The organism is Bradyrhizobium sp. SZCCHNS1022 (assembly GCF_032484835.1).
Taxonomy (GTDB): domain Bacteria; phylum Pseudomonadota; class Alphaproteobacteria; order Rhizobiales; family Xanthobacteraceae; genus Bradyrhizobium.
Window position 1 is genome coordinate 1,457,862 of record NZ_JAUETT010000001.1, and the last position, 24,557, is coordinate 1,482,418.

The window sequence follows — 24,557 nt, forward strand, 5'->3', positions numbered from 1 at the left end:
AAACGATGGAGCGTCTCGAGGGCAAGGTGGCCATGGTGGTCGGGGCCGGCTCGATCGGTCCCGGCTGGGGCAATGGCAAGGCGACCGCAGTCACCTTCGCCCGTCACGGCGCGCAGGTGTTCTGCGTCGACCGCAACCGGGATGCCGCGCTGGAGACGGTCCGCCTCATCGAGGGCGAGGGCGGTAGCGCCACGGCCTTCACCGCCGACGTGTCGCGCGGGGCTGAAGTTGCGGTGATGGTGCAGGCTTGCCTTGCGACCTATGGCCGGATCGATGTGCTGGACAACAATGTCGGCATCGCCGAGACGGGCAGCGTCGTCGAGGTCGAGGAGACGGAGTGGGACCGCGTCTTCGCGGTCAACCTGAAGAGCGCCTATCTCGCGATGAAGCATGTGGTGCCGGTCATGATCGCCCAAGGCGGCGGCTCGATCGTCAACATCTCTTCGGTCGCCTCGATCAGCCATGTCGGCATTTCCTATGTCAGCTACGGCGCCAGCAAGGCGGCGATGAACCAGATGACGCGGACCTCCGCCGTGGAGTTTGCGCCGCATCATGTGCGGGTGAATGCCATTCTGCCCGGATTGATGAAGACGCCGATGGTCGAGCACTCCGCCGGACTGGCGGCGAGCTACGCCAAGGGTGATGTCGAGGAGATGTGGAGGAAGCGCGATGCCCAGGTCCCGATGGGACACATGGGCGACGCGTTCGACGTCGCCAATGCGGCGCTGTTCCTGGCCTCCGACGAATCGCGCTACGTTACCGGGATCACCTTGGTGGTCGATGGCGGGCTGACATGTCGGAGTTGACATGGTTGGCCGCCGGCCGACGTGCGAAGGCGACGGCGGCCATCGTCGCGGCGATTGCAGGACTGTCCTAAATGACAGGCTGATGATCCATTCGTGTGTCGTCAAACGAAACGACCTGCGCTAGGGTGCTCGTCGTCCCAGCGCAGCATCCAAAACATACGTCGGGATCGGTGCCGCAAATTGCTCCTTCAGCTCGGCTGCGCCCACTCATTCTTGCTCACCGTCGCGAACTCTTGATGCGTAAGCCTTCGAATGCCCGTACCGTCGGTGTCCTTTACGTGATGGTGGGCGCCGCCATGTTGTCGCTCGCGGCCCAGGCGCATGCAGTCGGCGCCGCCGATCCGGCCAAGGAGCTGCCGGTCGATCCCGCGGCCTGCGTCACCGCTTCCCAGGCCAGCGATGCGGACAAGGTGCTGAGCGAATGCAGCGCGCTGATCGACAATCCCAAGGCGACCAAGACCGACCGCATCAATGCGCTGATCGCGCGGGCGTCCGTCCTGATCAGCAGAGGACAGACCGATCGCGCGATTGCCGATTACGACGTCGTGCTGCAGCTCGATCCCACCTTTGCCGACATTTTCAATGCGCGTGGCGAGCTGCAGCGCAAGCGCGGCGACCGGCCGAAGGCGCTCGCTGATTTCGCAGCCGCGCTCAAGCTCAATCCCACGCATGCCAGCGCGCGGAGCAATTATCGTTCATTGGCCCAGGAGATCGAACGGCTCGGCGCGCGAATGGCGGTCGCGGGTCGGCCGAGCTTCAACTGCGACACGGCCCGCCGGCCGGTCGAGAAGGCGATCTGTGCCGATCCGGAATTGGCCGATCTCGATCGTGAAATCTCGGTCGTCAACGGCTGGGTCGTCCGCGAGGCCTCCAAGGTCGATGCCCGCGCGGCGCGATTGCGCCAGCGCGAGCAGGAGGCCTATCTCTCCCGCCGCAACGCCGATTTCGGCCGTCCCGGCTACGACTTGAAAAAGGCGATGCGCGACCGGCTGCAGCAGCTGCAGGGTGCGGACGGATATTAGCCGGATGGCGGGGCCGCGCGAGCCGCACTTTCCGGCTTGAAATGCGCCCGCTTCGCGGGACAATGCCGCCAAATCGTCGTTGGAATTGATCCGGATCATGGCTGGGGCGGCCGCCCTGATCCACTCGATCCCACCAGAAAAACATGCCGGAGGTAGCCCATGAACGTTCAGGGACAGAGCCGATATTTCGAGGTCCATGCCCGGTCGCTGCAGGACCCTGAGGGTTTCTGGGCAGAGGCGGCGCGGGCGATCGACTGGATCGAGCCGGCCAAGAAGGTCTTCGACCCCACAATGGGCGCCTATGGCCGCTGGTTCGCCGGCGGCGTCGTCAACACCTGCTACAACGCGCTCGACCGCCATGTCGCCTCCGGCCGCGGCGATCAGCCGGCGCTGATCCACGACTCGCCGCTGACCAATTCAGTGACGACCTTCACCTATGCCGAGATGCTGAAGGAGGTCGAGACGCTCGCGGCCATCATGCAGGACTTTGGCGTCGTCAAGGGCGACCGCGTCATCCTCTATATGCCGATGGTGCCGGAGGCGATGGTGGCGATGCTGGCCTGCGCACGGATCGGCGCGGTGCATTCGGTCGTGTTCGGCGGCTTCGCGGCGAAGGAGCTCGCCACCCGGATCGACGATGCCGCGCCGAAGCTGATCCTCTCTGCAAGCTGCGGCATCGAGCCCGGGCGCATCGTGCACTACAAGCCGCTGCTCGACGAGGCGATCAAGCTCGCAGACAAGAGGCCGCAGGCCTGCATCATCCTGCAGCGGCCGCAGCACGTCTGCGAGCTCATGCCCGGGCGCGACTATGATTGGGCCGCCTTGCGTAAATCCGCTCTCGTCAACGGCAAGCGCGCGCCCTGCGTCCCCGTGCTCGCGACCGATCCGCTCTACATCCTCTACACCTCGGGCACGACCGGCAAGCCGAAGGGCGTGGTGCGCGACAATGGCGGCCATCTCGTTGCGCTGAAATGGTCGATGGAGAATCTGTACGGCATCAAGCCGGGCGAGGTCTGGTGGTGTGCCTCAGATATCGGCTGGGTGGTCGGCCACAGCTACATCATCTACGGGCCGCTGATCCACGGCGCGACCTCGATCATGTATGAAGGCAAGCCCGTCGGCACGCCCGACGCCGGCGCGTTCTGGCGCGTGATCAACCAGCACAAGGCCGTGGCATTGTTCACGGCGCCCACGGCCTTCCGCGCCATCCGCAAGGACGATCCGGACGGCAAGCTGCTGGGCCAATACGACCTGTCGCAATTCCGCACGCTGTTCCTGGCCGGAGAGCGCGCCGATCCGCCGACGGTGGAATGGGCGGAGCAGCAGCTCAAGGTGCCGGTGATCGACCATTGGTGGCAGACCGAGACCGGCTGGTGCATCGCCGGCAATCCGGTTGGGCTCGGGCTGTTGCCGGTCAAGCACGGTTCGCCGACCGTGCCGATGCCGGGCTATCAGGTCGATGTGGTGGACGAGGCCGCCAAGCCGGTGCCGGCCAACACGATGGGCTCGATCGTGATCAAGCTGCCGATGCCGCCGGGCTGCTTGCCGACGCTGTGGCAGCAGGATGTGCGTTTCAAGGAGTCCTATCTCAGTGAGTTCCCCGGCTACTACAAGACCTCCGATGCCGGCTTCAAGGACGAGGATGGCTATATCTTCGTGATGGGGCGCACCGACGACATCATCAATGTCGCGGGCCACCGGCTGTCGACCGGCGGCATGGAGGAGATCCTCGCCTCCCATCCCGATGTCGCCGAATGCGCGGTGCTCGGCATCAAGGACGCGATCAAGGGCGAGGTGCCCTGCGGCTTCATCGTGCTCAAGGCCGGCGTGGCGCGCAAGCCTTCGGAGATCGAGAAGGAGATCGTGGCGCTGGTGCGCGACAAGCTCGGTCCGGTGGCGGCGTTCAAGCTCGCGATCACGGTCGGCCGGCTGCCGAAGACCCGTTCCGGCAAGATCCTGCGCGGCACCATCAAGAAGATCGCCGATGGCGAGGAATGGACCATGCCGGCTACCATCGAGGATCCCAAGGTGCTGGACGAGATCGGCGAGGCGCTGAAGAGCCGGGTATAACGGGGCGGGTTCCGGGCCGGCGCGCGGGCGCGAGCCCGGCGCAGGCCACTTACAAACCCCGCATTTTCGGCTAAACAGGGCGCCCATTCAGGCTGTGAGTCCGATGCGCCCGATCCGTCCGCTCCTCGTCGTCCCGTTCTGTTTTGCCTTGGTCCTCGCCGGCTGCGCCGCTCGGCACCAGGGGCCTGCCGCCGCAGCAGGCAATGACGACGATGATTCGTTCTGCCAGGCCGGGGGAACCGTGGCGCCCGGCTCGGCGCAATACGTCGCCTGCCGCAGGGACCGCGACGTGCAGAGGCAGCGGGCCGAAGCCCGCGCCGACCGCAGGCAGCGGGATCTGGGCGAATACATGCTCAACCATCCCGACCGGCCATGAAATACCAGGACGGCGCGGCGGCGTAGTTGCGATCTGCTGTCGCGTTCCGTGGCCTCCCGGCCACAGTTGCATGACATTGCCGCCACAACGGTCGCGATTGATCTAGATCAAATCGGGTAGGTTCCCCTCTCTGCCACATCTTCGCCCGTAACGCGCGGCTTGGCCCGCGCTGAAGTGTGGCGATGGGGACTTTCTGATGAACAAAATCCAAAAACTCACGTCGTCGCTGCTGGTGGCGGCGGCGTCGATCTGCGGGGCGGTGGGCTTCGCGCAAGCGGCCGATCTGCAGGCGGCGCCGGTCTACAAAAAGGCGCCTCCGGTGGTGGAGACCTGGAGCCCGTGGCAGATCCGCCTTCGCGCCCTCGGCGTGCTGCCGGATTCGGGCGGCAGCTCGGTCAATGTGCTGGGCATCCCGGCGCTGTCGTCGCCGAATTCCGGCCTCAAGATCGGCGACTCGGTCGTCCCTGAGCTCGATATCAGCTACTACTTCACCCCGAACATCGCGGCCGAACTGATCCTCGGCGTGACCCGGAACAAGATCAGCGGCACCGGATCTCTGGACGGCCTCAGCATCGGCAAGACCACGCTGCTGCCGCCGACCCTGACCTTGCAATACCACTTCACCAATTTCGGCGCGTTCCAGCCCTATATCGGCGCCGGCGTGAACTACACCGTGTTCTTCAACAATAGCGCCAGCAACACCACCTCGATCATTGGCGGTCTGCCGCTCACGGTCACCAATCTGCATGTCAGCAACCAGTGGGGCGGCGCAGTGCAGTTCGGCTTCGACTACATGATCGACCGGCACTGGGGTCTCAACCTCGACGTCAAGAAGCTGTGGCTGCGGCCGAACTATTCGGCCACCGTCAACGGCGTGATCCCGGTCACCGGCAGCGCCCATATCGATCCCTGGCTGATCGGCGGCGGCGTGACCTACCGGTTCTGAGCCGGACGGCTTCTGAATCGTTCCTGAAAAACGAAGGCGCCGGAAACCCTCCGGCGCCTTTTTTCTGTCCTGAGTTGAGGCGGCTTGCCGCGCCTACTCGTCGTCCTCGGCCTTCTTGCCGCCGAGCGTCTTCAGCTTGGCGAACACGGCGTCGACGTTGAGGTCGTCCTGGTCGCGGTCGGCGTGCTCGAATTCATCCTTGCGGGTGGTCTCCGAGGCCGGCAGCAGGGTGGCCCCGCTGTACTGGGCGTCGATCGGCCGCTCCTTGGCGGCACGCTGCACCTCGAAATCGAGCTCGATCTGCGAGCACAGGCCGAGGGTCACCGGATCCATCGGGGTGAGCGTCTGCGCGTTCCAATGGGTGCGGTCGCGGACGCTGGCGATCGTGCTCTTGGTCGTTCCGACCAGGCGCATGATCTGGGCATCCTTCAGCTCGGGATGGTTGCGGAGCAGCCAGAGGATGGCGCTGGGGCGCTCGTGGCGGCGCGACACCGGGGTATAGCGCGGACCTTTGCGCTTGCCCTGCGCGGGCAGCACGACCTTGCTTTCCTGCAGCCTCAGGCGGTAGTTCGGGTCGCGCTCGCCCTTTTCGATCTCCTCGCGGGTGAGCTGGCCGGTGGAGATCGGGTCCATGCCCTTGATGCCCTGGGCGGCGTCCCCGTCGGCAATGGCGCGCACCTCGAGCGGGTGCATCTTGGTGAAATCGGCGACCTGGTCGAAGGTCAGCGCGGTATTGTCAACCAGCCACACGGCAGTTGCCTTCGGCATCAGCGGGGCGTTGCTCATGGCAAATCTCCTTTGTGCTCCGCCCCCTGCCTCGGAGGCGAAACTGCGGTCATCGACGATGACGGGAATTGCCTCCTATATAATCTGTCCGGGGGCTCTGGCGCAATGGCCTCAAGAACAGCCTTGACAGGGCCGGAAACCGGTCCCAAGTCGTGTCTGGACGCGCATTTGCAACGACCGCCCCTGCTTGCCGGCCCGGGGATGTTCGGTCGCCGAAATCAGCCCGCACAGATCAGCTTCATGGCAGCCAAACCAGACCTTAAAATCGTGCTTTGCTCGCCGCGCGGCTTCTGCGCCGGCGTGGTTCGGGCCATCGATACCGTGGAACGGGCGCTCACCATCTATGGCGCGCCGGTCTATGTCCGCCACGAAATCGTCCATAATAAATACGTCGTGGACAGCTTGAAGAAAAAAGGCGCGATTTTCGTCGAGGAACTGGCGGAAATTCCCGACAGCACCAATGCCCCGGTGGTATTTTCGGCGCATGGTGTGCCGAAGTCGGTTCCGGCCGAGGCCCAGGCACGCAATTTCTTCTCGCTGGACGCCACCTGTCCGCTGGTGACGAAGGTGCACCGGGAGGCCGCCATCCACTTCAAGCGCGGCCGCGAGATCCTGCTGATCGGCCATTCGCATCATCCGGAGGTGGTCGGTACCGTCGGCCAGCTGCCTGTCGGGGCGGTGACGCTGATCGAGACCGCCGAGGATGCCGAGACCTTCACCCCGAAGGACCCGAACAACCTCGCCTTCGTCACCCAGACCACCCTGTCGATCGACGACACCAAGGATATCGTTGCGATCCTCAAGGGGCGCTTCCCGAACATCTCGGGCCCGCATAAGGAAGACATCTGCTACGCCACCACCAACCGTCAGCTCGCGGTGAAGAAGGTGGCGCCGGTGGTCGATGCGCTGATCGTGGTGGGCGCGCCGAACTCGTCGAATTCGCAGCGGCTACGCGAGGTCGCCGAACGCGAGGGCTGCCCGATTGCAGTCTTGGCTCAACGTGCCTCGGAGATCGACTGGACGCGCTTCGAGGGTATCAAGAGCCTCGGTATCACCGCCGGCGCCTCGGCGCCCGAGGTGATCGTCGAGGAGATCATGAGCGCTTTCGCCGAGCGCTTTACGCTGCATGTGGAGACGGTGTCGGCGGCGGAAGAGAATGAGTTCTTCCCACTGCCGCGTTCGCTCAGGCCCGAAGCGGCGGCGGAATAAGCTTACATGGCGGTCTATACCGACGTCGCCGCCGATGAGCTCGCGGAATTCCTGAAACAATACGACATCGGCGATCTCCTCTCTTACAAGGGCATCGCCGAGGGCGTCGAAAACTCCAACTTCCTGCTGCACACCAGCAAGGGCTCGTTCTTCCTGACGCTCTATGAGAAGCGCGTCGCGAGGGGCGATCTGCCGTTCTTTCTCGGGCTGATGGCGCATCTGGCCGGGCACGGCATCGTCTGCCCGCAGCCGGTCAGGATGAGGAGCGGCGAGACGCTGTCGAGCCTCTGCGGACGGCCGGCTGCAATCATCGACTTCCTCGAAGGGGTATGGCCACGCAAGCCGCATGCGAGCCATTGCGCTGCGATCGGTCAGGCGCTGGCGAAGCTGCACCTCGCCGGCCGTGATTTCCCGATGCACCGCGCCAATGCGCTCTCGGTCGCCGGCTGGCGGCCCTTGTTTGCGCAAGCCGCACCGCGCGCCGACGGCGTGCAGGCCGGGCTTGCCGCCTTCCTCGCGGCCGAGCTCGATCATCTCGAAAAATCCTGGCCGACCGCGCTGCCCGCCGGCGTCATCCATGCCGATCTGTTTCCGGACAACGCGCTGTTCCTCGGCGACCAATTGTCCGGCTTGATCGATTTCTACTTCGCCTGCAACGACATCCTGGCCTACGACGTCGCGATCTGCCTCAATGCCTGGTGCTTCGAGGCCGATCATTCCTTCAACGTCACCAAGGCGCGCGCCTTCCTTAATGCCTATGGCCGCGAGCGTACGCTCTCCGAGGCCGAGCAGGAGGCCTTGCCGCTGCTGGCGCGGGGGGCGGCGATCCGCTTCCTGCTGACGCGGCTGGTCGATTGGCTCAACGTGCCGCCCGGCGCGCTGGTCAAGCCGAAGGACCCGCTCGAATATGTCCGCAAGCTGCGCTTCCACCAGAGCGTGGCGAGTATTCGCGACTACGGGCTCGGCGTATCCGGAGCCATGGCGTGAGCGGTCTTCCCCTGGTCATCGTCCATACCGACGGCGCCTGTTCGGGCAATCCCGGCCCGGGCGGCTGGGGCGCGATCCTGAAGTTCGGCGACAAGGAAAAAGAGCTGAAGGGCGGCGAGCCGCACACCACCAACAACCGGATGGAGCTGATGGCCGCGATCTCGGCGCTGGAGGCTCTGAAGAAGTCGTGTCAGGTCGAGCTCTATACCGACAGCCAGTACGTCCGGCAGGGCATCACGGGGTGGATTCACGGCTGGAAGCGGAACGGCTGGAAGACCGCGGACAAGAAGCCGGTCAAGAATGCCGAACTGTGGCAGCGGCTCGATGCGTCGCTGAAGCCGCACCAGGTGAACTGGCATTGGGTCAAGGGCCATGCCGGCCACGCCGAGAACGAGCGCGCCGACCAGCTGGCGCGCGATGGCGTCGCGATGGCAAGGCTGCAGAAGAATGTGAGAGGGTAGTAACCGAGCGAAGCTCGAAGCTCCTATCTCGCCGTCATCGCCCGGCTTGACCGGGCGATCCAGTATTCCAGAGACGGCAGTGATCGATCGAGAAGCCGCGGCGTACTGGATTCCCCGCTTCCGCGGGGAACGACAGCTGTTATGTGGAGGCCGTATGCCTCAAGCTTGCTTGGCTGCGCGCTTCACAGCTGCCCAAGCAGCGTGTCGCCGCCTGAGACCTCGACCTTGCCCGGGGCGGGCTCGAGGTTGAGCTTCTTCACGACGCCATCCTCGACCAGCATCGAATAGCGCTTGGAGCGGATGCCGAGGCCGGCGCCGGAGGCATCGAGCTCCATGCCGATCGCCTTGGTGAAGTCGGCATTGCCGTCGGCGAGGAAGATCGCTTCGTCCCGCTGGTCGGTGTCGCGCTTCCACGCATTCATCACGAAGGCATCGTTGACCGAGACGATCGCGATGGTGTCGACGCCCTTGTTCTTCATGGCGTAGGCGTTGAGGAAGATGCTCGGCAGATGCATCTTGTGGCAGGTGCCGGTATAGGCGCCGGGCACGGCGAACAGCGCGACCTTCTTGCCCTTGAAGATGTCGTCGGTGCTCCTGACCTGGGGGCCTTCTTCAGTCATGACCCTGAACTGGGCCTGCGGTAGCTTGTCGCCTACTTGGATCGTCATCCTCAATCTCCCTCGGTGCATTCATTCATGCGTGGCGCGTGTACCTTATTCGCGGCTAAGAAAACGGCAACGGCGGCCCGCGTTCACGTGTCCGTCATCGCCGCTCATGCGGCGGCGATGATCATCAAGCGGCTGCAGGCGGCTTCTTCTCGTCCCGCAGCTGTCGGCGCAGGATCTTGCCGACATTGGTCTTCGGCAACTCCGTCCTGAACTCGACCTGTTTTGGAACCTTATAGTTGGTGAGCTGCTCGTGGCAGTATTTGACGATGTCGTCGGCCGTCAGATCCGGGTCTTTCTTGACCACGAAGGCCTTCACCACTTCGCCTGATTTCTCGTCCGGCAGGCCGATGACGGCGGTTTCCAGCACGCCCGGATGGGTCGCGATGACTTCCTCGACTTCGTTCGGATAGACGTTGAAGCCCGAGACCAGGATCATGTCCTTCTTGCGGTCGACGATCCGGATATATCCGTCGTCCGACATCACCCCGATGTCGCCGGTGCGGAAAAAGCCGTCGGCGGTCATCACCTTTGCGGTCTCGTCCGGGCGATTCCAATAGCCCACCATGACCTGCGGTCCCTTGGCGCAGATCTCGCCGGGCTGGCCGAGCGGCACTTCGTTGCCCTCGTCGTCACGGATCGAAATCCAGGTCGACGGCACGGGAATGCCGATGGTGCCGTTGAATTCGGTGGCGGTCGGCGGATTGCAGGTCAAGGTCGGTGACGTTTCCGACAGCCCGTAACCTTCTGCGATGCTGCAGCCGGTGATCTTCTGCCACTGCTCCGCGACCGGACGCTGGACGGCCATGCCGCCGCCATTGCAGATCTTGAGCTTGGAGAAATCGATGTTCTTGAAGTCGGGATGATGCATCAGCCCGTTGTAGAGCGTGTTGACGGCCGGGAAGTTGTTGACCTGATACTTCATCAGCTCCTTGATGAAGCCGCCGATATCGCGCGGGTTCGGGATCAGGAGGTTGGTCCCGCCGGCGCGCACGCCGAGCAGGAAGCAGGCGGTCAACGCAAAGATGTGATAGAGCGGCAGCGCGCAGACGATCAGCAGTTGATCGACGTGCGGCGGCTTCTCCAGGGCCGGCTGCAGCCAGGCATCGTTCTGCAGCACGTTGGCGACGATGTTGCGATGGACCAGCGTGGCGCCCTTGGAAACGCCGGTGGTGCCGCCAGTATATTGCAGGAACGCGACGTCGTCGGGACCGATCGAAGGCTTGGTGAAGCGCTTGGTGCGGCCATTCGCAAGCGCCTCATTGAACCGAACGGCACCCGGGAGCGAGTAGGCTGGAACCATCTTCTTCAGCCGACGGACCACCAGGTTCACGATCACGCCCTTGAAGCCGAGCAGGTCGCCCATGCTGGCCACCACGACGTGCTTCACCTGCGTGTGGCTCAACACATGCTCGACGGTATGCGCGAAATTCTCCAGCACGATGATGGCCTCCGCGCCGGAGTCCTTGAGCTGATGCTCGAGCTCGCGGGGTGTATACAGCGGATTGACGTTGACGACGGCAAAGCCCGCGCGCAGCACGGCCGAGATCGCGACCGGATATTGCAGCACGTTCGGCATCATCAGTGCGACGCGTGCGCCTTTGGCCAGACCTAAGCCCTGGAAATAGGCGGCGAGCGCGACCGACATCTCGTCGAGCTCGCGATAGCTGATCGCCTTGTCCATGCAGATGAAGGCACGGCGATCGGCGAATCTTGCGAAGCATTCTTCCAGCAGTTCGACCAGCGAGGAATATCGGCCCGGATCGATATCGGCGGGAACGCCGGCCGGATATTGCTTGAGCCAGATGCGCTCCATGGTCTTCCTCTCTCGTTTCTCATGTTCGCCGCGTGTGGCGAGGCTCTTGGCGGCCAATATCGAATGTCCAGCCGCTCAAGGCAAGCAGCCGGGAACCGTCGTGGCGACGAGGATTAACGCCAACAGGGGCTCGGCCGAGCGCGCAGAGCCGGTCGAGGATGTTCCTCTCGCTCTCGGGTCAGCCGTTCTTCGGCGCTGGCTTGGCGTCGGTGCTGCCGGTCCCGGCCCCGCTCTTCGGCTTGGCCGCGGCTTTTGGCTTGGCTGGCTTGGCGGAGGCGCTGTCGGAGCTTGCCTTGTCCGCCGGCTTATTCGCCGATTTGCCTGCCGGGTCCGGCTTGGCATTGGCATGGCGCGACGGCGCCTGCTTGGCGTCCGGCTTTGCCGCCTTGCCAGGCTTGACGTCGATCTTCATTTCGGTCCGGGTCGCCGTCTTGGAGCCTTTGTTGGGGCCTTTGGCGTCGGCTTTGCTGTCGGCCGCGTCGACCCCACCTTTCCTGGCAGCGATGCGCGCCTTTTTGCCGCGGTGCTTTGGCGGTGTCTGGGCGTCGGCATCGGCGGCTATGGCAGCGATCAGCGCCGCGCCGGTGCGGGTCGGGCCGGTATAGACCGGGATCGGTTCGGACGGTTGGGGCGCCGCAGCTAGCAGTTCCGACGGCTTGAGCGCAGGCGGCTGCAGGCCAGCGAGCACGGTGCTGCCGCCATTGTCGCTGCCTGCACTGGCCACCGTATCCTCGTCTTCGTCGCTGGCGGGTTTGTGGCGCTTGCCGCCGCACATCTCGTCGCGAAGATTGGGTGGCGGGGCATCGACCGGCACTAGGCTATCCACCGTGCCGAGCGACGGCTTCAGCCAGGCGAGCTGGTTGCCGTTGAAGCCGCGCTCCAACAATTGGGCAGCGCGCACCGCGCGCATCTGTCCCGAGGAAGCGCCGAGCACGACCGCAATCAGGCGGCGGCCGTTGCGCGTCGCGGAGGCCACCAGATTGTAGCCGGAGGCACAGATGAAGCCGGTTTTGAAGCCGTCGGCGCCGGGATAGCGGCCGATCAGTTTGTTGAAGTTCTGGGTAATCCGCTTGCCATAACGGATCGAGGGAATGTGGACGAAATACTCGTATTCCGGCAGATCGCGGATGATCGCGCGCGCCAGGATCGCAAGATCGCGGGCGGAGGTGATCTGGCCGTCGGCCGGCAGACCGTTCGGATTGACGTAGCTCGTCTGGGTCATGCCGAGCTTCTGCGCGGTCTCGTTCATCATCGTGGAGAAGCCGTCGATCGAGCCGCCCACGCCTTCCGCCAGCACCACCGCCATGTCGTTGGCGGACTTCACCAGCATCATCTTCAGCGCGTTGTCGACCGTGACCTGGGTGCCGGGGCGGAAGCCCATCTTCGAGGGCGATTGGGAAGCCGCGGTCGGCGACACCGTGAACAGCGTGTCGAGCGTGATCTTGCCGTCCTTCACCGCCTTCAAGGTCACATAGGCCGTCATCAGCTTGGAGAGCGAGGCGGGGTACCAGGGATTAGTCGGGTTCTGCGCCTCCAGCACCTTGCCGCTGTCGGCTTCGACGAGCAGCAGCGCTTCGGCCAACGCGAGGCGCGGTGCTAACAGCGTCACCAAGGCAGCGACGATGAGAGATTTGAAGGGCGACTTGCGGAGCAACGGACGACGAGGCTGCACTATTCGATTCCGGTCCTTTGAGAACCCGCCTCTGTCGGGAGAGGAGGGCAAGTGTGTCTCGGGTTTCAAGCGTATCCGGTGCCGATGGTTGCGGCAGGGCCGCAAACCTATACCGGCTCGGCAGTCCGGGGTAGGGGCCAACTCATCAATTCCACGATGAAGGCGTGTGACGTCTAACGGGTGACGGCAGGGCTGTCCTTGGCCGGCTTCGCAAGGCTGGCTTGCAGGTCGTTGTGCACCATGAATTGAGCTTTGGCGAGTTCCGCGAAATGGCCGCCTTTGGCGACAAGTTCGTCGAATGTTCCGCTTTCGATCACGCGGCCTGCTTCGAACACCAGGATCCTGGTGGCATTGCGGATGGTGGAGAGCCGATGCGCAATCACAAAAGTGGTGCGGTCCTTCATCACCTCGTCGAGCGCCGCATTGAGCTTGGCCTCGGTCACCGCATCCAGCGCGCTGGTGGCCTCGTCGAGAATCAGGATCGGCGGATCCTTGAGCAGCGCACGCGCGATCGACAGCCGCTGGCGCTCGCCGCCGGACAGCATGCGCCCACGCTCGCCGGCATTGGAGTCGAAGCCCCGCTCGGAACGCTCGATGAAATCGAGCGCCTGCGCCCGGGCTGCCGCCGTGCGCAACTCGTTCTCGGTTGCATCGGGCTTGCCGACCAAAAGATTCTCCCGGATCGAGCGGTTGAACAGCAGCGCTTCCTGGAACACGACGCCGATGTTGCGCCGAAGCGCCGACAGCTTCAGCCCGCGCACATCCATGCCGTCGATCTTGATGAAGCCGGATTGCGGATCGAAGGCGCGATGCAACAGCGCGATCGCCGTCGATTTGCCGGCGCCGGTCGGGCCGACCAGCGCAATGGTCTGGCCCGGCAGCGCGGTGAAGGTGAGATCCTCCACGGCCGGCCGCTTGCCGTCATAGGAGAACGACACGTCACAGAATTCGATGAGGCCCGACAGCCGCCCGATGTCGATCGCATCGGGCCGCTCGCGCACCGCCGGAACCGCATCAAGCACGGTGAAGAATTCGGCCAGCCGCGGCGCCTCCATGAACACGTTGTTGATGAAGGCGACCACCTGTTCCAGCTTCTGGATCAGCATGGTCGCGAAGGAGACGAACATCACGATCTCGCCGACCGACGACAGTCCGGCCTGATGCAGCGCGATGCCGAGCGTGAAGATGGCGAGCACCGTGATCGTGGTCGAGGCGCGGGTGATGACGGAGACCACCGCCCACCAGCCCAGCACCGGCATCTGCACCGAGAGCAATTGGCTCGCGACGTGGCGCAGGCCCTGCACCTCGGCATCGATGCGCACGAAGCTCTGCACCAGCGCGACGTTGCCGAGCGCGTCCGAGGCGCGCGCCGAAAGATTGCTGGCATGCTCCTCGACCTCGCTCTGCATGCCATAGGTCTTGCGCACGATCAGCGTCGTCATCGTCGTGAACACGACGCAGAGCACGAACAGCAGGATCGCGAGCCGCCAATTGAGATAGAGCGACAGCGGCAGCAGCACGATGACCGACATGATCGCGGCGAAATGCTCGCGGAAGAACGACAGCCAGAGCCGCCACAACGCGTCGGTGCCGTTCAGCATCACCTTCATCAGGCGTCCCGAATGGGTGCCGGAATGGAAGGTCAGCGGCAATTGCAGGACGTGCTCGAAATAGCTGCTCAAGACCGCCTGGCGCTGCCGGTGCGCCAGCCGGTCCGCGTGCAATGCGACCGCGGCGCCCGCCAGAATCGTGAACAGGCCGAACCCGGCCCAGGCGGCGAGCAGCGGCCAGGCCGCCGCTCCGGATGCATTGCCGGACAACGCATCGATGATACGGCCGAACAGCACCGGCTCGGCGAATTGCGCGCCGGCGAGCGCCAGGTTGGCGAATGCGAGAATCCAGCCGAGCCGGGCCTCCTTGCCGAGCAGGCGAAGCACGCGGACATAGAGGCGGAGCAGGGACATGGCGAGAAGCTTGCATTGGCGGAACGAGCCAGCGAGAGTGCGGGCGCGCTATTTAACCCGGGATGGTGACGGAGCGACAGCGCTTAATTGGAGCGCTCAATCGATCAGGCGACTGTCGACCGGCGGCAGAAAGCTGTCGTCGAAGATGTCGGTCGCCTTGGGCCGCGTGTGGAATTGATAGTCCTCGGCGATCTGGTCGATCGCGCGCTCCAGCCGGGCGGGATCGATTCCGCCGATCCCGTTACGCCGCACCTCCGGCGTGAGCACGTTGTCGGCCAGCACAGTCTCCAGCCGGCTGAGTTCAAGCTCGCGGGAGCCGTCATCCATCCGGCTGACCACCTCGGCCGCGGCGACCGGCGGGTCCTTGATCGCGAGGTGCAAGCCGCCCACCAGGGCGCGCAGGAATCCTTTCACCGCGGCCGGCTGCGCCGCCGCGAAAGCCGGGCTGACGATGATCGCCTGCCCATAGGCTTCGCAGCCGTAATCGGCAAAGCGTAGCACTGCGAGGTCCGCCGCCGGCACGCCGCGGTCGCGCAGGTTCACGGCGGAGAGATAGGAAAAGCCGCTGACGGCATCGACCTGACCGGCGGAGAGAATCGGCTCGCGCACCGCGGCTCCGATGCGCGACAGTTTGACGGCGGAGGTCTTGATGTCGTTCTGCCGCGCCAGCGCCGGCCACAGCCGGATCGAGAGATCGCCTTCGGTCACGCCGAGCGTCTTGCCCTCGAGATCCGCGAGGGCATGAATGCCGCGGCTCTTGCGCGCGATGATGGCGTAGGGCGCCCGGTTGAACAGCACGAACACCGCTTTGACCGGCGGGTTCGCGGTATTGTCACGGTAGCGGATCAACTCATTGATGTCGGCGACTGCAAGCTCGCTCTCGCCGGATGCGACGCGCGCAATTGCATCCGCCGATCCCTTCGCGATCGTCGTTGTCACCGCCACGCCTTCGCCGCCGAACAGCCCGTGGCTGGTTGCCAGCACGACCGGCGCCATGCTGGCCTCCAGCGGCCGCTCGAGCGCGAGTTGGATGGCGACCTGCCGTTTCGTCTCCTCCGCCAAGGCTGCACATGCACCAAGCCCGGCCAGTACGACTGCTGCCAGCAGCACCGGACGCCAGAGGAGGGGGGATCGTTGCACGCGCATCTGATGACGCCCGGCGCCCGGGGGACGCGCTTTCGAATTTTGAGATCTGCCCGCCGGCTGTATGTCAGCTTTGTGACGGACGGCGCGGCCCAGGCCGACGCGCCTTATCGTGCTCGATCGAAGCTGAACAGTTCATGAGCGCACCTGCGGCGATTTGCTCCGGAAGCGCCGGTTTCAATGGGGGAACCCACTCTCCATATTGATCGTTGACTACCCGGACCAAGAGCATTGGAGGTTTTGGAGATGATCACGACCCATGGAGGACGTGCCCGTACCGGTCGCGCCGCGGTGCTGGCGACGGTTACGGCCGTGGCGCTCACCGCTGTCCAGCCGACCCTCGCTTTCGCCGGCGCCGCGCCGTCGGCTCGTCCATCGGCTGCGGCGGCCAAGGATACCGGTCCGACCGATATCAGCGCCCGCCGGCGTCACCATCATTATCGCGGCAATGGCGGTGCTGCGGCTGCGGCGGCCTTTGCCGGCATCGTCGGCACCGGGCTTGCCATCGCGGCCGAGCAGAACCGGCGCTCCTATTATGAGGATCATTACGGGTACGGGTATTACGGGCGCCCGGCCTATTACGGCCCGGGCCCCTATTACTACGGCGGTGGCCCGTATTACGGTTATGACCAGGGCTGGTGATCCAGTTCTGCTTCGCCTGAATCCGCCGGCCTCGCGCCGGCGGATTTTTTGATTTTCGACACAGGCGTTAACGTGCCTGCCATGGCCTTTAACTATTCTGCCGTCATGGGTGATTCGATCGAGCGGCTCTATCTCGCGGTGCTGGCGGCCAGAGACCTGGATCCTGCCCGCTCGCGCACGGCCAAGCTGTTGCAGCAGGGCACGCCCAAAATGGCCAAGAAGCTCACCGAGGAGGCCGTCGAGGTCGCCATCGATGCGGTCAGGGGCGACGCCCAAGCGGTGGTGCGCGAAAGCGCCGACCTGATCTACAATCTCGCGGTGCTGTGGGCCGAGATCGGCGTGCGGCCGGACGACGTCTGGCGCGAGATGGCGCGGCGCGAGCTTTTGCTGGGCATCGCCGAGAAGCTGCCGAAGTCGCCGGTAAAGGTCCCCAAACCGGCGCAGGCTCGGCTGGCCCGGCGGCCAATTGTCGCGACCGAAGCGCGCGCTTTGCGCAAGCGGCACTAATCCGGCTGCCATCCGGAGCGGGGGCGAAGCTCGCCTTGAACAAATGGGCCGTGGACAAATGGGCCGCGGTTTGCTTCATCGCGGACCATGCTCAGACGGATCTACGATTGGTGTCTCGACGCCGCCCACAAGCCGCATGCCCTCTGGATCATGGCTGCGGTTGCCTTCGCCGAGAGTTCCTTCTTCCCGATCCCCCCGGATGTGATGCTGATCCCGATGTCGCTGGCGAAGCCGCAGCGGGCTTGGCTGTTCGCCGGCGTCTGCACGCTGGCGTCGGTCGCGGGTGGAATGCTCGGCTATGCGATCGGCGCGCTGCTCTACGACTCGCTCGGACATTACCTGATCCAGCTGTACGGGCTCGGCGGCAAAGTCGAGGCTTTCAGAGCCTCCTATGCCGAATGGGGCGCGGTCATCATCCTGCTCAAAGGTCTGACGCCGATCCCCTACAAGCTCGTGACCATCACCTCGGGCTTTGCCGGCTACAATCTGCTGCTGTTTGTCTTGTGCTCGATCGTGGCCCGCGGCGCCCGCTTCTTCATCGCCGCCGTTCTGCTCAACCGCTACGGTGACTGGATCAGGGTTCGGATCGAAAAGCATCTCGGGCTGTGGGTTGCGCTTGGCGCTGCGGTCTTGGTTCTCGGCTTCGTCATCGCATTCAAGATGATCTGATGGGGTCTTTGCTGGAGAGTTCTCTGTGCTTTGCGAGGCCTCTCACGCGGTCTAGATTGCGGCAATGACCCTCCGATCCGGCGCGCCCTTCTCCAGCCTGCAATATTCGGCAGTCACCGCGTCGATCCTGGTTGCACTCTGGCTGATTGGGGCCGGCGCAGCATGGGCGCAGTCTCAGCCATCCCTCGGCCTGCGGGAGCAGCCACCGGCCACGCCAGCACCGCCCAATGCGGGAGAGGCGCCGGCGCATTCCGACGGCTCGGGGATCGTCGACGAGCTCGGCAAGCTGTTCGAGAAGATGTCGATCCTGCCGCTCAAGAGCGCAGGCGAGACGGGCGGCGACAAAAATGCGGCCCCTGCCGAGCCGGCAAAGGATGCGGCGAGCATCCTGGGCAAGGACGGCGACGGCGAAACGGTCAAGGACGCGCTCAAGCAGAGCGGTGAGACCCTGTCGCGGCTCGCCAAGCCGTCGAGCATGGTCTCGGGCCGCTCGGTCTGTCCCCTCGCCGCGAACGGCACGCCGGATTGCAAGCTCGGCGCGAACAAGCTCTGCCAAGGCAAGGGCTACAAGGAAGGCAAGAGCCTCAACACCGATGCGGCCGAGTCCTGCTCGGCCAAGGTCTTGATTCCCGGACGCCAGCGCAAACCGGGTGATTGCCGCACCGATACCTACGTGACTTCGGCGCTCTGCCAATAGCCGCGCACGGCGATGGACACGCAACGCGCGGCAGCATGTCCACGCAAGACCCCGTCAGCAATCTCCTGATCGGTTCCCTTCCGTTTGCGTTGCGGTCATGATGTCTGGCATCGTCGGCGCTGCCCGTTGATCCCCGAAGAAGAGTGAAAAAGAGGAAATCCCGTCCATGTCCATGCCTGCCTTGTTCAAGGGCCGCCTGTCGATACCCGTGATCGGGTCGCCGCTGTTCATCATCTCCGTGCCCGATCTCGTGATCGCCCAGTGCAAGGCCGGCGTGGTGGGCGCGTTTCCGGCGCTCAATGCCCGTCCGCCGGAATTGCTGGACGAATGGCTGGCCCGGATTACCGAGGAGCTGGCGGCCTATGACAGGGCGCATCCGGAACGTCCGTCGGCGCCGTTCGCGGTCAACCAGATCGTGCATCGCTCCAACAACCGGCTCGAGCACGATCTCGCACTGTGCGAGAAATACAAGGTGCCGATGATCATCACCTCGCTCGGCGCCCGCGAAGAGCTCAATCAGGCCGCGCATCGCTGGGGCGGCATCGTCTTCCACGACGTGATCAACCAGACCTTTGCGCACAAGGCGGTCGAGAAGGGCGCCGACGGGCTGATCCTGGTCGCGGCCGGAGCCGGCGGTCACGCCGGCACCATCTCGCCGTTCGCCTTCGTGGCGGAGACCCGGGCCTGGTTCGACGGCCCGATCGCGCTGTCAGGCGCGATTGCCAACGGCCGCGCGATCCGCGCGGCGCGGATCCTGGGCGCCGATTTCGCCTATGTCGGTTCGGCCTTCATCGCCACCGAGGAGGCCAACGCGGTCGAGGCCTACAAGGCTATGATCACCGCTTCGGGCGCCGACGACATCGTGTATTCGAATTTGTTCACCGGCGTGCACGGCAATTATCTGAAGCCGTCGGTCGTCGCGGCCGGTCTCGATCCCGACAACCTGCCGACCTCCGATCCATCCAAGATGAGCTTCGGCACCGATGCGTCCGGCGAGCGCGCCAAGCCGAAGGCCTGGAAGGAGATATGGGGAAGCGGGCAGGGCATCGGCGCGATCAAGAAGGTGGTGCCGGCGGCCGAACTGATCGCCCGCTTCAAGAAGGAATATGACGAGGCGGTCGACCCGCCGCTCTGACGCAAAGATGCGCAAAGCAAAGCGCGGCAGTTTTGGCTGCCGCGCTTGCGAGATCAGGCGTATCGGTCCGGGGATCAAGCCTATTCCAGCTCGATCGCCTGGTACTTGCCGCGCTCGTCGAGCGCCGTACCCCAGATCTTGTGCGAGGCCTGGTGCTCCGCGCGACCGAAACCGAGCTTCGCGCCGAGGCCGAGATCGACGTCGCGCATGTTCTCCAGCGTGTCGATCAGCGCTTCGGTGTCGAGCTGCGGGCCGACGCGCTTCAACGCCTGGATCAGGACGTTGGCCGAGACGTAGCCTTCGAACGAAACGTAGGACGGCGCTTCGCCGGGGAAATACTTCTCCAGCGCGGTCTTGTATTCGAGCACGGCGCTGGAATAGCCGCCGACCGCCGGCACCACCTGGGTGACGATGACGCCGCTGGCATAGCGCGGGCCGAGCAGCATCAATTCATCCGACAGCTCGGTCGAGCCCACGAACGACACGTTGGTGTAGATCATGTTCGGATACAGGTCGCGCGTCCGCTCGATGAACTTGGCTGCCGCGCGATAGGTCGCCACCATGACGATGGCCTTGGGCGGGTTCTTCATTGCCCGCATTTGGTTGACAGCCTCCTCGACGTCGACGGTATTGCGCTTGTAGTTCAACCGCAGGATGGCCGAATCGGGCAGGCCGAGCGCGCGGAACGCCTTGGACACGCCGGCGAAGCCGGCGTCGCCATAGGAGTCCTGCTGTGCGAAGACGGCGATGTCCTTCGGCTGCAGCCGGCGGATCTTCAGCAGATAATGCACGACCGAGTTGGTTTCTTCGGCGTAGCTTGCACGATAGTTGAAGACATAGCGGTCCGGCGGATCGTTGCGCAGGATATTGGCGCCGGTGAATGCGCCGTAGAACAGCGCCCGGTGCTGCAGCGCGTAGGGCATCGCGACGGCGGCGGTCGGCGTACCGACGTTGCCGACGAAGCCGAACACCTTGTCCTTTTCGTAGAGCTGCCGCATCGCTTCGAGCGTGCGCGCGGGCTCGTAACCGTCGTCGGCGGCAAACAGGCGCAGCGACCGGCCGGCGATGCCGCCGGCGTCGTTGGCGCGGTTGAATGCTGCCTCGATGCCGAGCTTCATCTGCCGGCCGAGCTCACGCGAGGCGCCGGAGAACGGGCCGCAGATGCCGAAGCGGATCTCGTTGGCGGTGACGCCCTGGACGTTGCTGGTGAGTGTCGCCGGCAGGGTCGCGGTCGGCGCCGTGGCCGCCGCGGCCGGGGTCGCCCCGATGACGCCGCCGAAGCCGGAGCTGGACTGGCTGGGGGCGGCCTGGCCGAGCGAGCGCTCCAACTCGGCGAGCTGGCGGCCCGCCGTGGTGCAGTCGGTCTGCGATGCGCCCACGCGGTTGCGCCCGTCGGCGACAAAGCCGTTGAAGACGCGGGTGAGCTCGTCGCGGTCGGAAGCGCCCGCGGAGGCTTCGCGGATCACCTCGCGAAACTTGTCGACGATGGCCTGAACCCGGCCCTGGTCGATCGCCTGGCACGCGGAAGCTGCGCCTACGATCGGTCCGACCCGGCTCGCGAGATTGCGCACCACGTCAGCGCTGGTGCCAGCGGCGTTAGCTGCTCCTGCAAGCAGGGTCGCCACCAAGAATACGCTTACACGAAAGATCATTTTGCCACTATCCCACTTTGGACCCCATCCAGGTCTTCGCCTGGTGATTGACGCCTGGGCGTGATGACGGGAGGTTGGAAACATCATCGCGCACATCCTAGCATTTTCGAAGAGCATGACCTTTTCGGTAATACGCCGTGCTTTTTTTGATCATGCTTTAGGATTAGCTAATACGTCACGTCGCCAGAGCGTCCTCCTCTCTGAGCAACACGATTGCAGTTACGTAGTCTGAACTTGCGTAGCTGTGATACGTCACAGCGCGAGAGCGCATGACCTTCGGCCATGTCCCGGTTGAAGTTGTGGGTCGGCGAGGGAAGTCGAGGTTAGCGGATGCTTGTCGGACTTCGCGGAATTTAGCGACGATCATATCGAAAGAGTGCACGACTTCACGGCATCGTGCGGCCCATCCGGGCATCAGCCCACCGCGGCTTGCCGAGCTGCGCAGAATGCCGACGGGAGCGAATGCGGAGCCGGCGGCCGCCGCAAGGAATGTCCCGGTCAACAACGCAGACCCGCTTAGGAACATCGTCATATCCGCATATTCTAGGTCAAGGGCCTCGTGATATCAGCCATACGTCGGCATTGCGAACCAATTGGGTTTCCCCACCCCATTTTAGCGTGCCCGCCGGCGTTTCCGTCGGCCAAGCAGTATCCTATTCGAGCTCAATCGCCTGGTACGTCCCGGTTTCGTCGAGCGCCGTGCCCCAGATCTTGTGCGAGGCCTGATGCTCGGCGCGGCCGTAGCCGAGCTGCGCGCCAAGCCCGAGATCGAGATTGCGGATGTTCTCGAGCGTGTCGACGAGCCGCTCCGTATCGAAGGTCGGGCCGACCCGCTTGAGGGCTTCGATCAGGATGCTGGCGGAAACGTAGCCTTCGAGCGAGGTGTAGTCCGGTGCCTCGCCGGGGAAGTACTTGGCCAGTGCGTTCTTGTAGTCGAGCACCAGGCTCGAATAGCCTGACACGCCGGGCACCACCTGGGTGACGATCACACCGTTTGTATAGCGCGGGCCGAGCAGCGTCAGTTCGCTGGCGAGCGAGGAGGCTCCGACCGCCGACAGGTTGGCGAAGATCAGGCCCGGAAGCTGCTCCTGCGCCTTCTCGATGAACTTGGCCGCGGCGCGTGTCGTCGCGACCATGATGACGGCGCGGATCGGGATCCTCTGCGCCTTCAGCTGGCTGACCGCAGGCTCCACGTCGACCGTGTTGCGCGTATAGTTGACGCGGAGAATGGCGTTGTCGTTGGCGCCCAGCGTCCGGAATGCTTTCGCCACGCCGGCATAGCCGGCGTCGCCATAGGCGTCGTCCTGGGCGAATACGGCGATCTGCCGCGGCTGCAGGTGACGCATCTTCACGAGATAATGCACCAGAGCTTCGGTCTCTTCGGCATAGCTCGGGCGGTAATTGAAGACGTAGCGGTCGGGCGGGTCGTGCCGCACCACATTGGCGCCGGTGTAGGCGCCGAAGAACAGGGTGCGCCGCTCCAGCGCATAGGGGATGGCCATGGCCGCATTGGCCGTTCCGAAATTGCCGATGAAGCCGAAAACCTGTTCCTTCTCGTAGAGCTGCTTCATCGCATCGAGGGTGCGATTGGGGTCGTAGCCGTCGTCGGCGGCGACCAGCTTCAGCATGCGGCCATTGATGCCGCCGCTCTCGTTGGCGCGATCGAATGCAGCTTCGATGCCGAGCTTCATCAGCCGGCCGGTCTCCCTCACCGGACCCGAGAACGGGATGACGATGCCGAACTTGATCTCGCTCTGGGTGACGCCGCGCACGTTCATCGGCGGCGGCAGGGTTTGCGTCGGCGCGATCGCCGCCATCGCAGCCGGCGGTCCAAACCTCACTTCCGGCAAGCCCGATGTGGTCTGCGGCGGACTTGCGATCGACTTTTCCAGATCGGCAAGCTGGCGATCGGCGGCGCGGCAATCGATCCGTCCGCTCGTCACCATGCTGCGGCCTTCGGCGACATAGCGATCCAACAGGCGTGTCACCTCATCGCGATCGGCCTCCAGCGTGGAGGCCTCGCGGATGACACCCTGAAATTTCTCGATGATGAGCTGGATGCGGGGCCGGGCGATGTCGCGGCAGGCCAGCGCGGAGCCGACGATCGGACCGACCTTGCTGCTGAGTTCGCGCACCACCTTGAGATTGTCGCCGGGCGCCGCGTGGACAGTCCCGGCGAATAGCGCGCCGAACAGCAAGGCAGCCAGACGAACGGAGATACGCACGTCTCGCACCGCGGCCACACGGGGCCAGAGGTCAGACATAATAGTCATGGTGATGCCGTTTCAGCTCGCTTGACGCCTAGTGCCCCTGTCGTACTCCGAATTCCGAAGTTCGCATCATGTCGCGCACCCTCGTTTGCGAACTTCGGAATTCGGAGAGCACTGCAAAACCTTTGGTTCTGGTGCGGCGTCGAACTTGAAGTTCCGATCAGGGCTGCGAGACGCCGATCGAAACTTCAATTCGCCGCACCAGAGCGAATCATTGGGCTCTGTCGGATTGGCTCGCTCTCTGATTCCACTGCATGAATTGCTGCAGCAGCGGCTTTTCCGAGCTGGCGCTCTGGCCTTGCGCATCCGACGGCAGCAGCGACTGGAATTGCGACAACGCGGACGTCGTCTTGACGTCTGTCTTGTCCACCTGCGTGTCGTCCAGTTCGGCCTTGATATCCTTCGCTTCCACTGCGGCCGGGGGCGGCGGCAGCGTTGTCTTCATCGCCTGGACCGCCGCCACGAACGACGAGCTGGCGTCCTGCTGTCGGGACGAGGGGACGATATTGACGAAGAAGAGCGCAACCACGGCAGCGACTCCGGCCGCGGCGGCCAGGCGGCCTGCGATCTTGAACGTCACGGAGCGACGGTCGCGTTCGCGTGTGAACTCAGGCGGCTCGCGCATCACCTGCGGGTCGAGCGAGTGGCGCAGCGATTCGAATACTGCACTCTCAAGCCGCGATTCGATGGTGGTTTGCCCGGCGGGCGCTCGCTCGCTGCGTTCGCCCGTCTGGGGCTTCTCTCGGGTTTCTTCGACGAGAGAAAGTCGGGAGGCCTCTGGTCTTTCGCGGACCCAGCGCGGTGCATAATGCAAAGGATCCTGCGGGTTGGTCGTCGGATTCTGCTCACTCAAGGAACTCATACGCTACTCCTCTAACGCTCAACTCCGGTATACGTACGCCACTGCCCTCGCCGCAGGCGACAAAGGTGCTAATGGAAAAAGGGGGCGCGTGAACGGTCGCATGCGACCCCATCGAGCCGGAATATCTGCAGCGACCGAAGCAAAGCGCCGGCGCGCCTCTGTGCGCGCAGCCTCGTCCCCTGCATCGCGCTACGAGCTCT

General features: G+C 64.3%; 22 protein-coding genes. 13 read left to right on the forward strand and 9 right to left on the reverse strand.

Annotated features, from left to right (window positions below):
* Nucleotides 1–5: 5 nt before the first annotated feature.
* From QX071_RS06545 to QX071_RS06565, 5 genes are all read left to right on the forward strand, one after another.
* Nucleotides 6–806 carry an SDR family oxidoreductase gene (locus tag QX071_RS06545; protein WP_315701704.1) on the forward strand — a complete coding sequence of 267 codons (801 nt, stop codon included), beginning with the start codon at nt 6–8 and terminating at the stop codon, nt 804–806.
* Nucleotides 807–1,042: 236 nt separating this feature from the next.
* Nucleotides 1,043–1,828: a tetratricopeptide repeat protein gene (locus QX071_RS06550; protein ID WP_315701703.1), complete on the forward strand. Its 786-nt coding sequence runs from the start codon at nt 1,043–1,045 to the stop codon at nt 1,826–1,828.
* A gap of 159 nt (nt 1,829–1,987) precedes the next feature.
* Nucleotides 1,988–3,898: a propionyl-CoA synthetase gene (locus QX071_RS06555; RefSeq protein ID WP_315701702.1), complete on the forward strand. Its 1,911-nt coding sequence runs from the start codon at nt 1,988–1,990 to the stop codon at nt 3,896–3,898.
* A gap of 103 nt (nt 3,899–4,001) precedes the next feature.
* Nucleotides 4,002–4,274, forward strand: a complete 273-nt coding sequence (locus tag QX071_RS06560) for a hypothetical protein (protein ID WP_315701701.1) — start codon at nt 4,002–4,004, stop codon at nt 4,272–4,274.
* Nucleotides 4,275–4,470: 196 nt separating this feature from the next.
* Nucleotides 4,471–5,220 (forward strand): OmpW/AlkL family protein, encoded by a 750-nt coding sequence (locus QX071_RS06565; protein WP_315701700.1) that lies wholly within the window; start codon nt 4,471–4,473, stop codon nt 5,218–5,220.
* A 93-nt stretch (nt 5,221–5,313) separates the two neighbouring features.
* On the opposite strand, the gene QX071_RS06570 is transcribed toward QX071_RS06565, so the two are convergent.
* Nucleotides 5,314–6,006: a DUF1013 domain-containing protein gene (locus tag QX071_RS06570; protein WP_315701699.1), complete on the reverse strand. Its 693-nt coding sequence runs from the start codon at nt 6,004–6,006 to the stop codon at nt 5,314–5,316.
* Between the two features lie 240 nt (nt 6,007–6,246).
* Here QX071_RS06570 and ispH point away from each other — a divergent pair, with 240 nt between their 5' ends.
* Genes ispH through rnhA form a run of 3 tightly spaced genes read left to right on the forward strand, consistent with a single transcriptional unit; the run spans nt 6,247 to nt 8,663 of the window.
* Nucleotides 6,247–7,215, forward strand: coding sequence for a 4-hydroxy-3-methylbut-2-enyl diphosphate reductase (gene ispH / locus QX071_RS06575; RefSeq protein WP_315701698.1), 969 nt, complete (start codon nt 6,247–6,249; stop codon nt 7,213–7,215).
* 6 nt (nt 7,216–7,221) lie between these two features.
* Nucleotides 7,222–8,202, forward strand: coding sequence for a homoserine kinase (locus QX071_RS06580; protein ID WP_315701697.1), 981 nt, complete (start codon nt 7,222–7,224; stop codon nt 8,200–8,202).
* Nucleotides 8,199–8,663 (forward strand): ribonuclease HI, encoded by a 465-nt coding sequence (gene rnhA / locus QX071_RS06585; RefSeq protein ID WP_315701696.1) that lies wholly within the window; start codon nt 8,199–8,201, stop codon nt 8,661–8,663. The genes QX071_RS06580 and rnhA overlap by 4 nt, the downstream gene beginning before the upstream one ends.
* 182 nt (nt 8,664–8,845) lie before the next feature.
* Here the strand turns inward: rnhA and QX071_RS06590 are convergent, their stop codons facing one another.
* The 5 genes from QX071_RS06590 to QX071_RS06610 form a co-directional block, all read right to left on the reverse strand.
* Nucleotides 8,846–9,331 carry a peroxiredoxin gene (locus tag QX071_RS06590; protein WP_315701695.1) on the reverse strand — a complete coding sequence of 162 codons (486 nt, stop codon included), beginning with the start codon at nt 9,329–9,331 and terminating at the stop codon, nt 8,846–8,848.
* 124 nt (nt 9,332–9,455) lie between these two features.
* Nucleotides 9,456–11,144 (reverse strand): long-chain fatty acid--CoA ligase, encoded by a 1,689-nt coding sequence (locus QX071_RS06595; protein ID WP_315701694.1) that lies wholly within the window; start codon nt 11,142–11,144, stop codon nt 9,456–9,458.
* 178 nt (nt 11,145–11,322) lie between these two features.
* A complete protein-coding gene (locus QX071_RS06600; protein ID WP_315701693.1) occupies nt 11,323–12,816 on the reverse strand; it encodes a D-alanyl-D-alanine carboxypeptidase family protein in 1,494 nt (497 codons plus the stop codon).
* Nucleotides 12,817–12,989: 173 nt separating this feature from the next.
* Nucleotides 12,990–14,780, reverse strand: a complete 1,791-nt coding sequence (locus tag QX071_RS06605) for a glucan ABC transporter ATP-binding protein/ permease (RefSeq protein ID WP_315701692.1) — start codon at nt 14,778–14,780, stop codon at nt 12,990–12,992.
* Nucleotides 14,781–14,876: 96 nt separating this feature from the next.
* Nucleotides 14,877–15,926 (reverse strand): ABC transporter substrate-binding protein, encoded by a 1,050-nt coding sequence (locus QX071_RS06610; protein ID WP_315701691.1) that lies wholly within the window; start codon nt 15,924–15,926, stop codon nt 14,877–14,879.
* Nucleotides 15,927–16,169: 243 nt separating this feature from the next.
* Here QX071_RS06610 and QX071_RS06615 point away from each other — a divergent pair, with 243 nt between their 5' ends.
* From QX071_RS06615 to QX071_RS06635, 5 genes are all read left to right on the forward strand, one after another.
* The gene (locus QX071_RS06615) at nt 16,170–16,565 is read left to right on the forward strand and encodes a hypothetical protein (protein ID WP_315701690.1); all 396 of its coding nucleotides are present in this window, start codon (nt 16,170–16,172) and stop codon (nt 16,563–16,565) included.
* Between the two features lie 105 nt (nt 16,566–16,670).
* Nucleotides 16,671–17,072 carry a phosphoribosyl-ATP diphosphatase gene (gene hisE / locus QX071_RS06620; protein WP_315703107.1) on the forward strand — a complete coding sequence of 134 codons (402 nt, stop codon included), beginning with the start codon at nt 16,671–16,673 and terminating at the stop codon, nt 17,070–17,072.
* An 87-nt stretch (nt 17,073–17,159) separates the two neighbouring features.
* Nucleotides 17,160–17,741: a YqaA family protein gene (locus QX071_RS06625; protein WP_315701689.1), complete on the forward strand. Its 582-nt coding sequence runs from the start codon at nt 17,160–17,162 to the stop codon at nt 17,739–17,741.
* 64 nt (nt 17,742–17,805) lie between these two features.
* Nucleotides 17,806–18,438, forward strand: coding sequence for a hypothetical protein (locus tag QX071_RS06630; RefSeq protein WP_315701688.1), 633 nt, complete (start codon nt 17,806–17,808; stop codon nt 18,436–18,438).
* Nucleotides 18,439–18,604: 166 nt separating this feature from the next.
* Nucleotides 18,605–19,573 carry a nitronate monooxygenase family protein gene (locus QX071_RS06635; protein ID WP_315701687.1) on the forward strand — a complete coding sequence of 323 codons (969 nt, stop codon included), beginning with the start codon at nt 18,605–18,607 and terminating at the stop codon, nt 19,571–19,573.
* An 80-nt stretch (nt 19,574–19,653) separates the two neighbouring features.
* Here the strand turns inward: QX071_RS06635 and QX071_RS06640 are convergent, their stop codons facing one another.
* From QX071_RS06640 to QX071_RS06650, 3 genes are all read right to left on the reverse strand, one after another.
* Nucleotides 19,654–21,225 carry an ABC transporter substrate-binding protein gene (locus QX071_RS06640; protein WP_315701686.1) on the reverse strand — a complete coding sequence of 524 codons (1,572 nt, stop codon included), beginning with the start codon at nt 21,223–21,225 and terminating at the stop codon, nt 19,654–19,656.
* 653 nt (nt 21,226–21,878) lie between these two features.
* Nucleotides 21,879–23,489: an ABC transporter substrate-binding protein gene (locus tag QX071_RS06645; protein WP_315703106.1), complete on the reverse strand. Its 1,611-nt coding sequence runs from the start codon at nt 23,487–23,489 to the stop codon at nt 21,879–21,881.
* Nucleotides 23,490–23,706: 217 nt separating this feature from the next.
* Nucleotides 23,707–24,357, reverse strand: a complete 651-nt coding sequence (locus tag QX071_RS06650; protein ID WP_315701685.1) for a hypothetical protein — start codon at nt 24,355–24,357, stop codon at nt 23,707–23,709.
* Between the last annotated feature and the right edge of the window lie 200 nt (nt 24,358–24,557).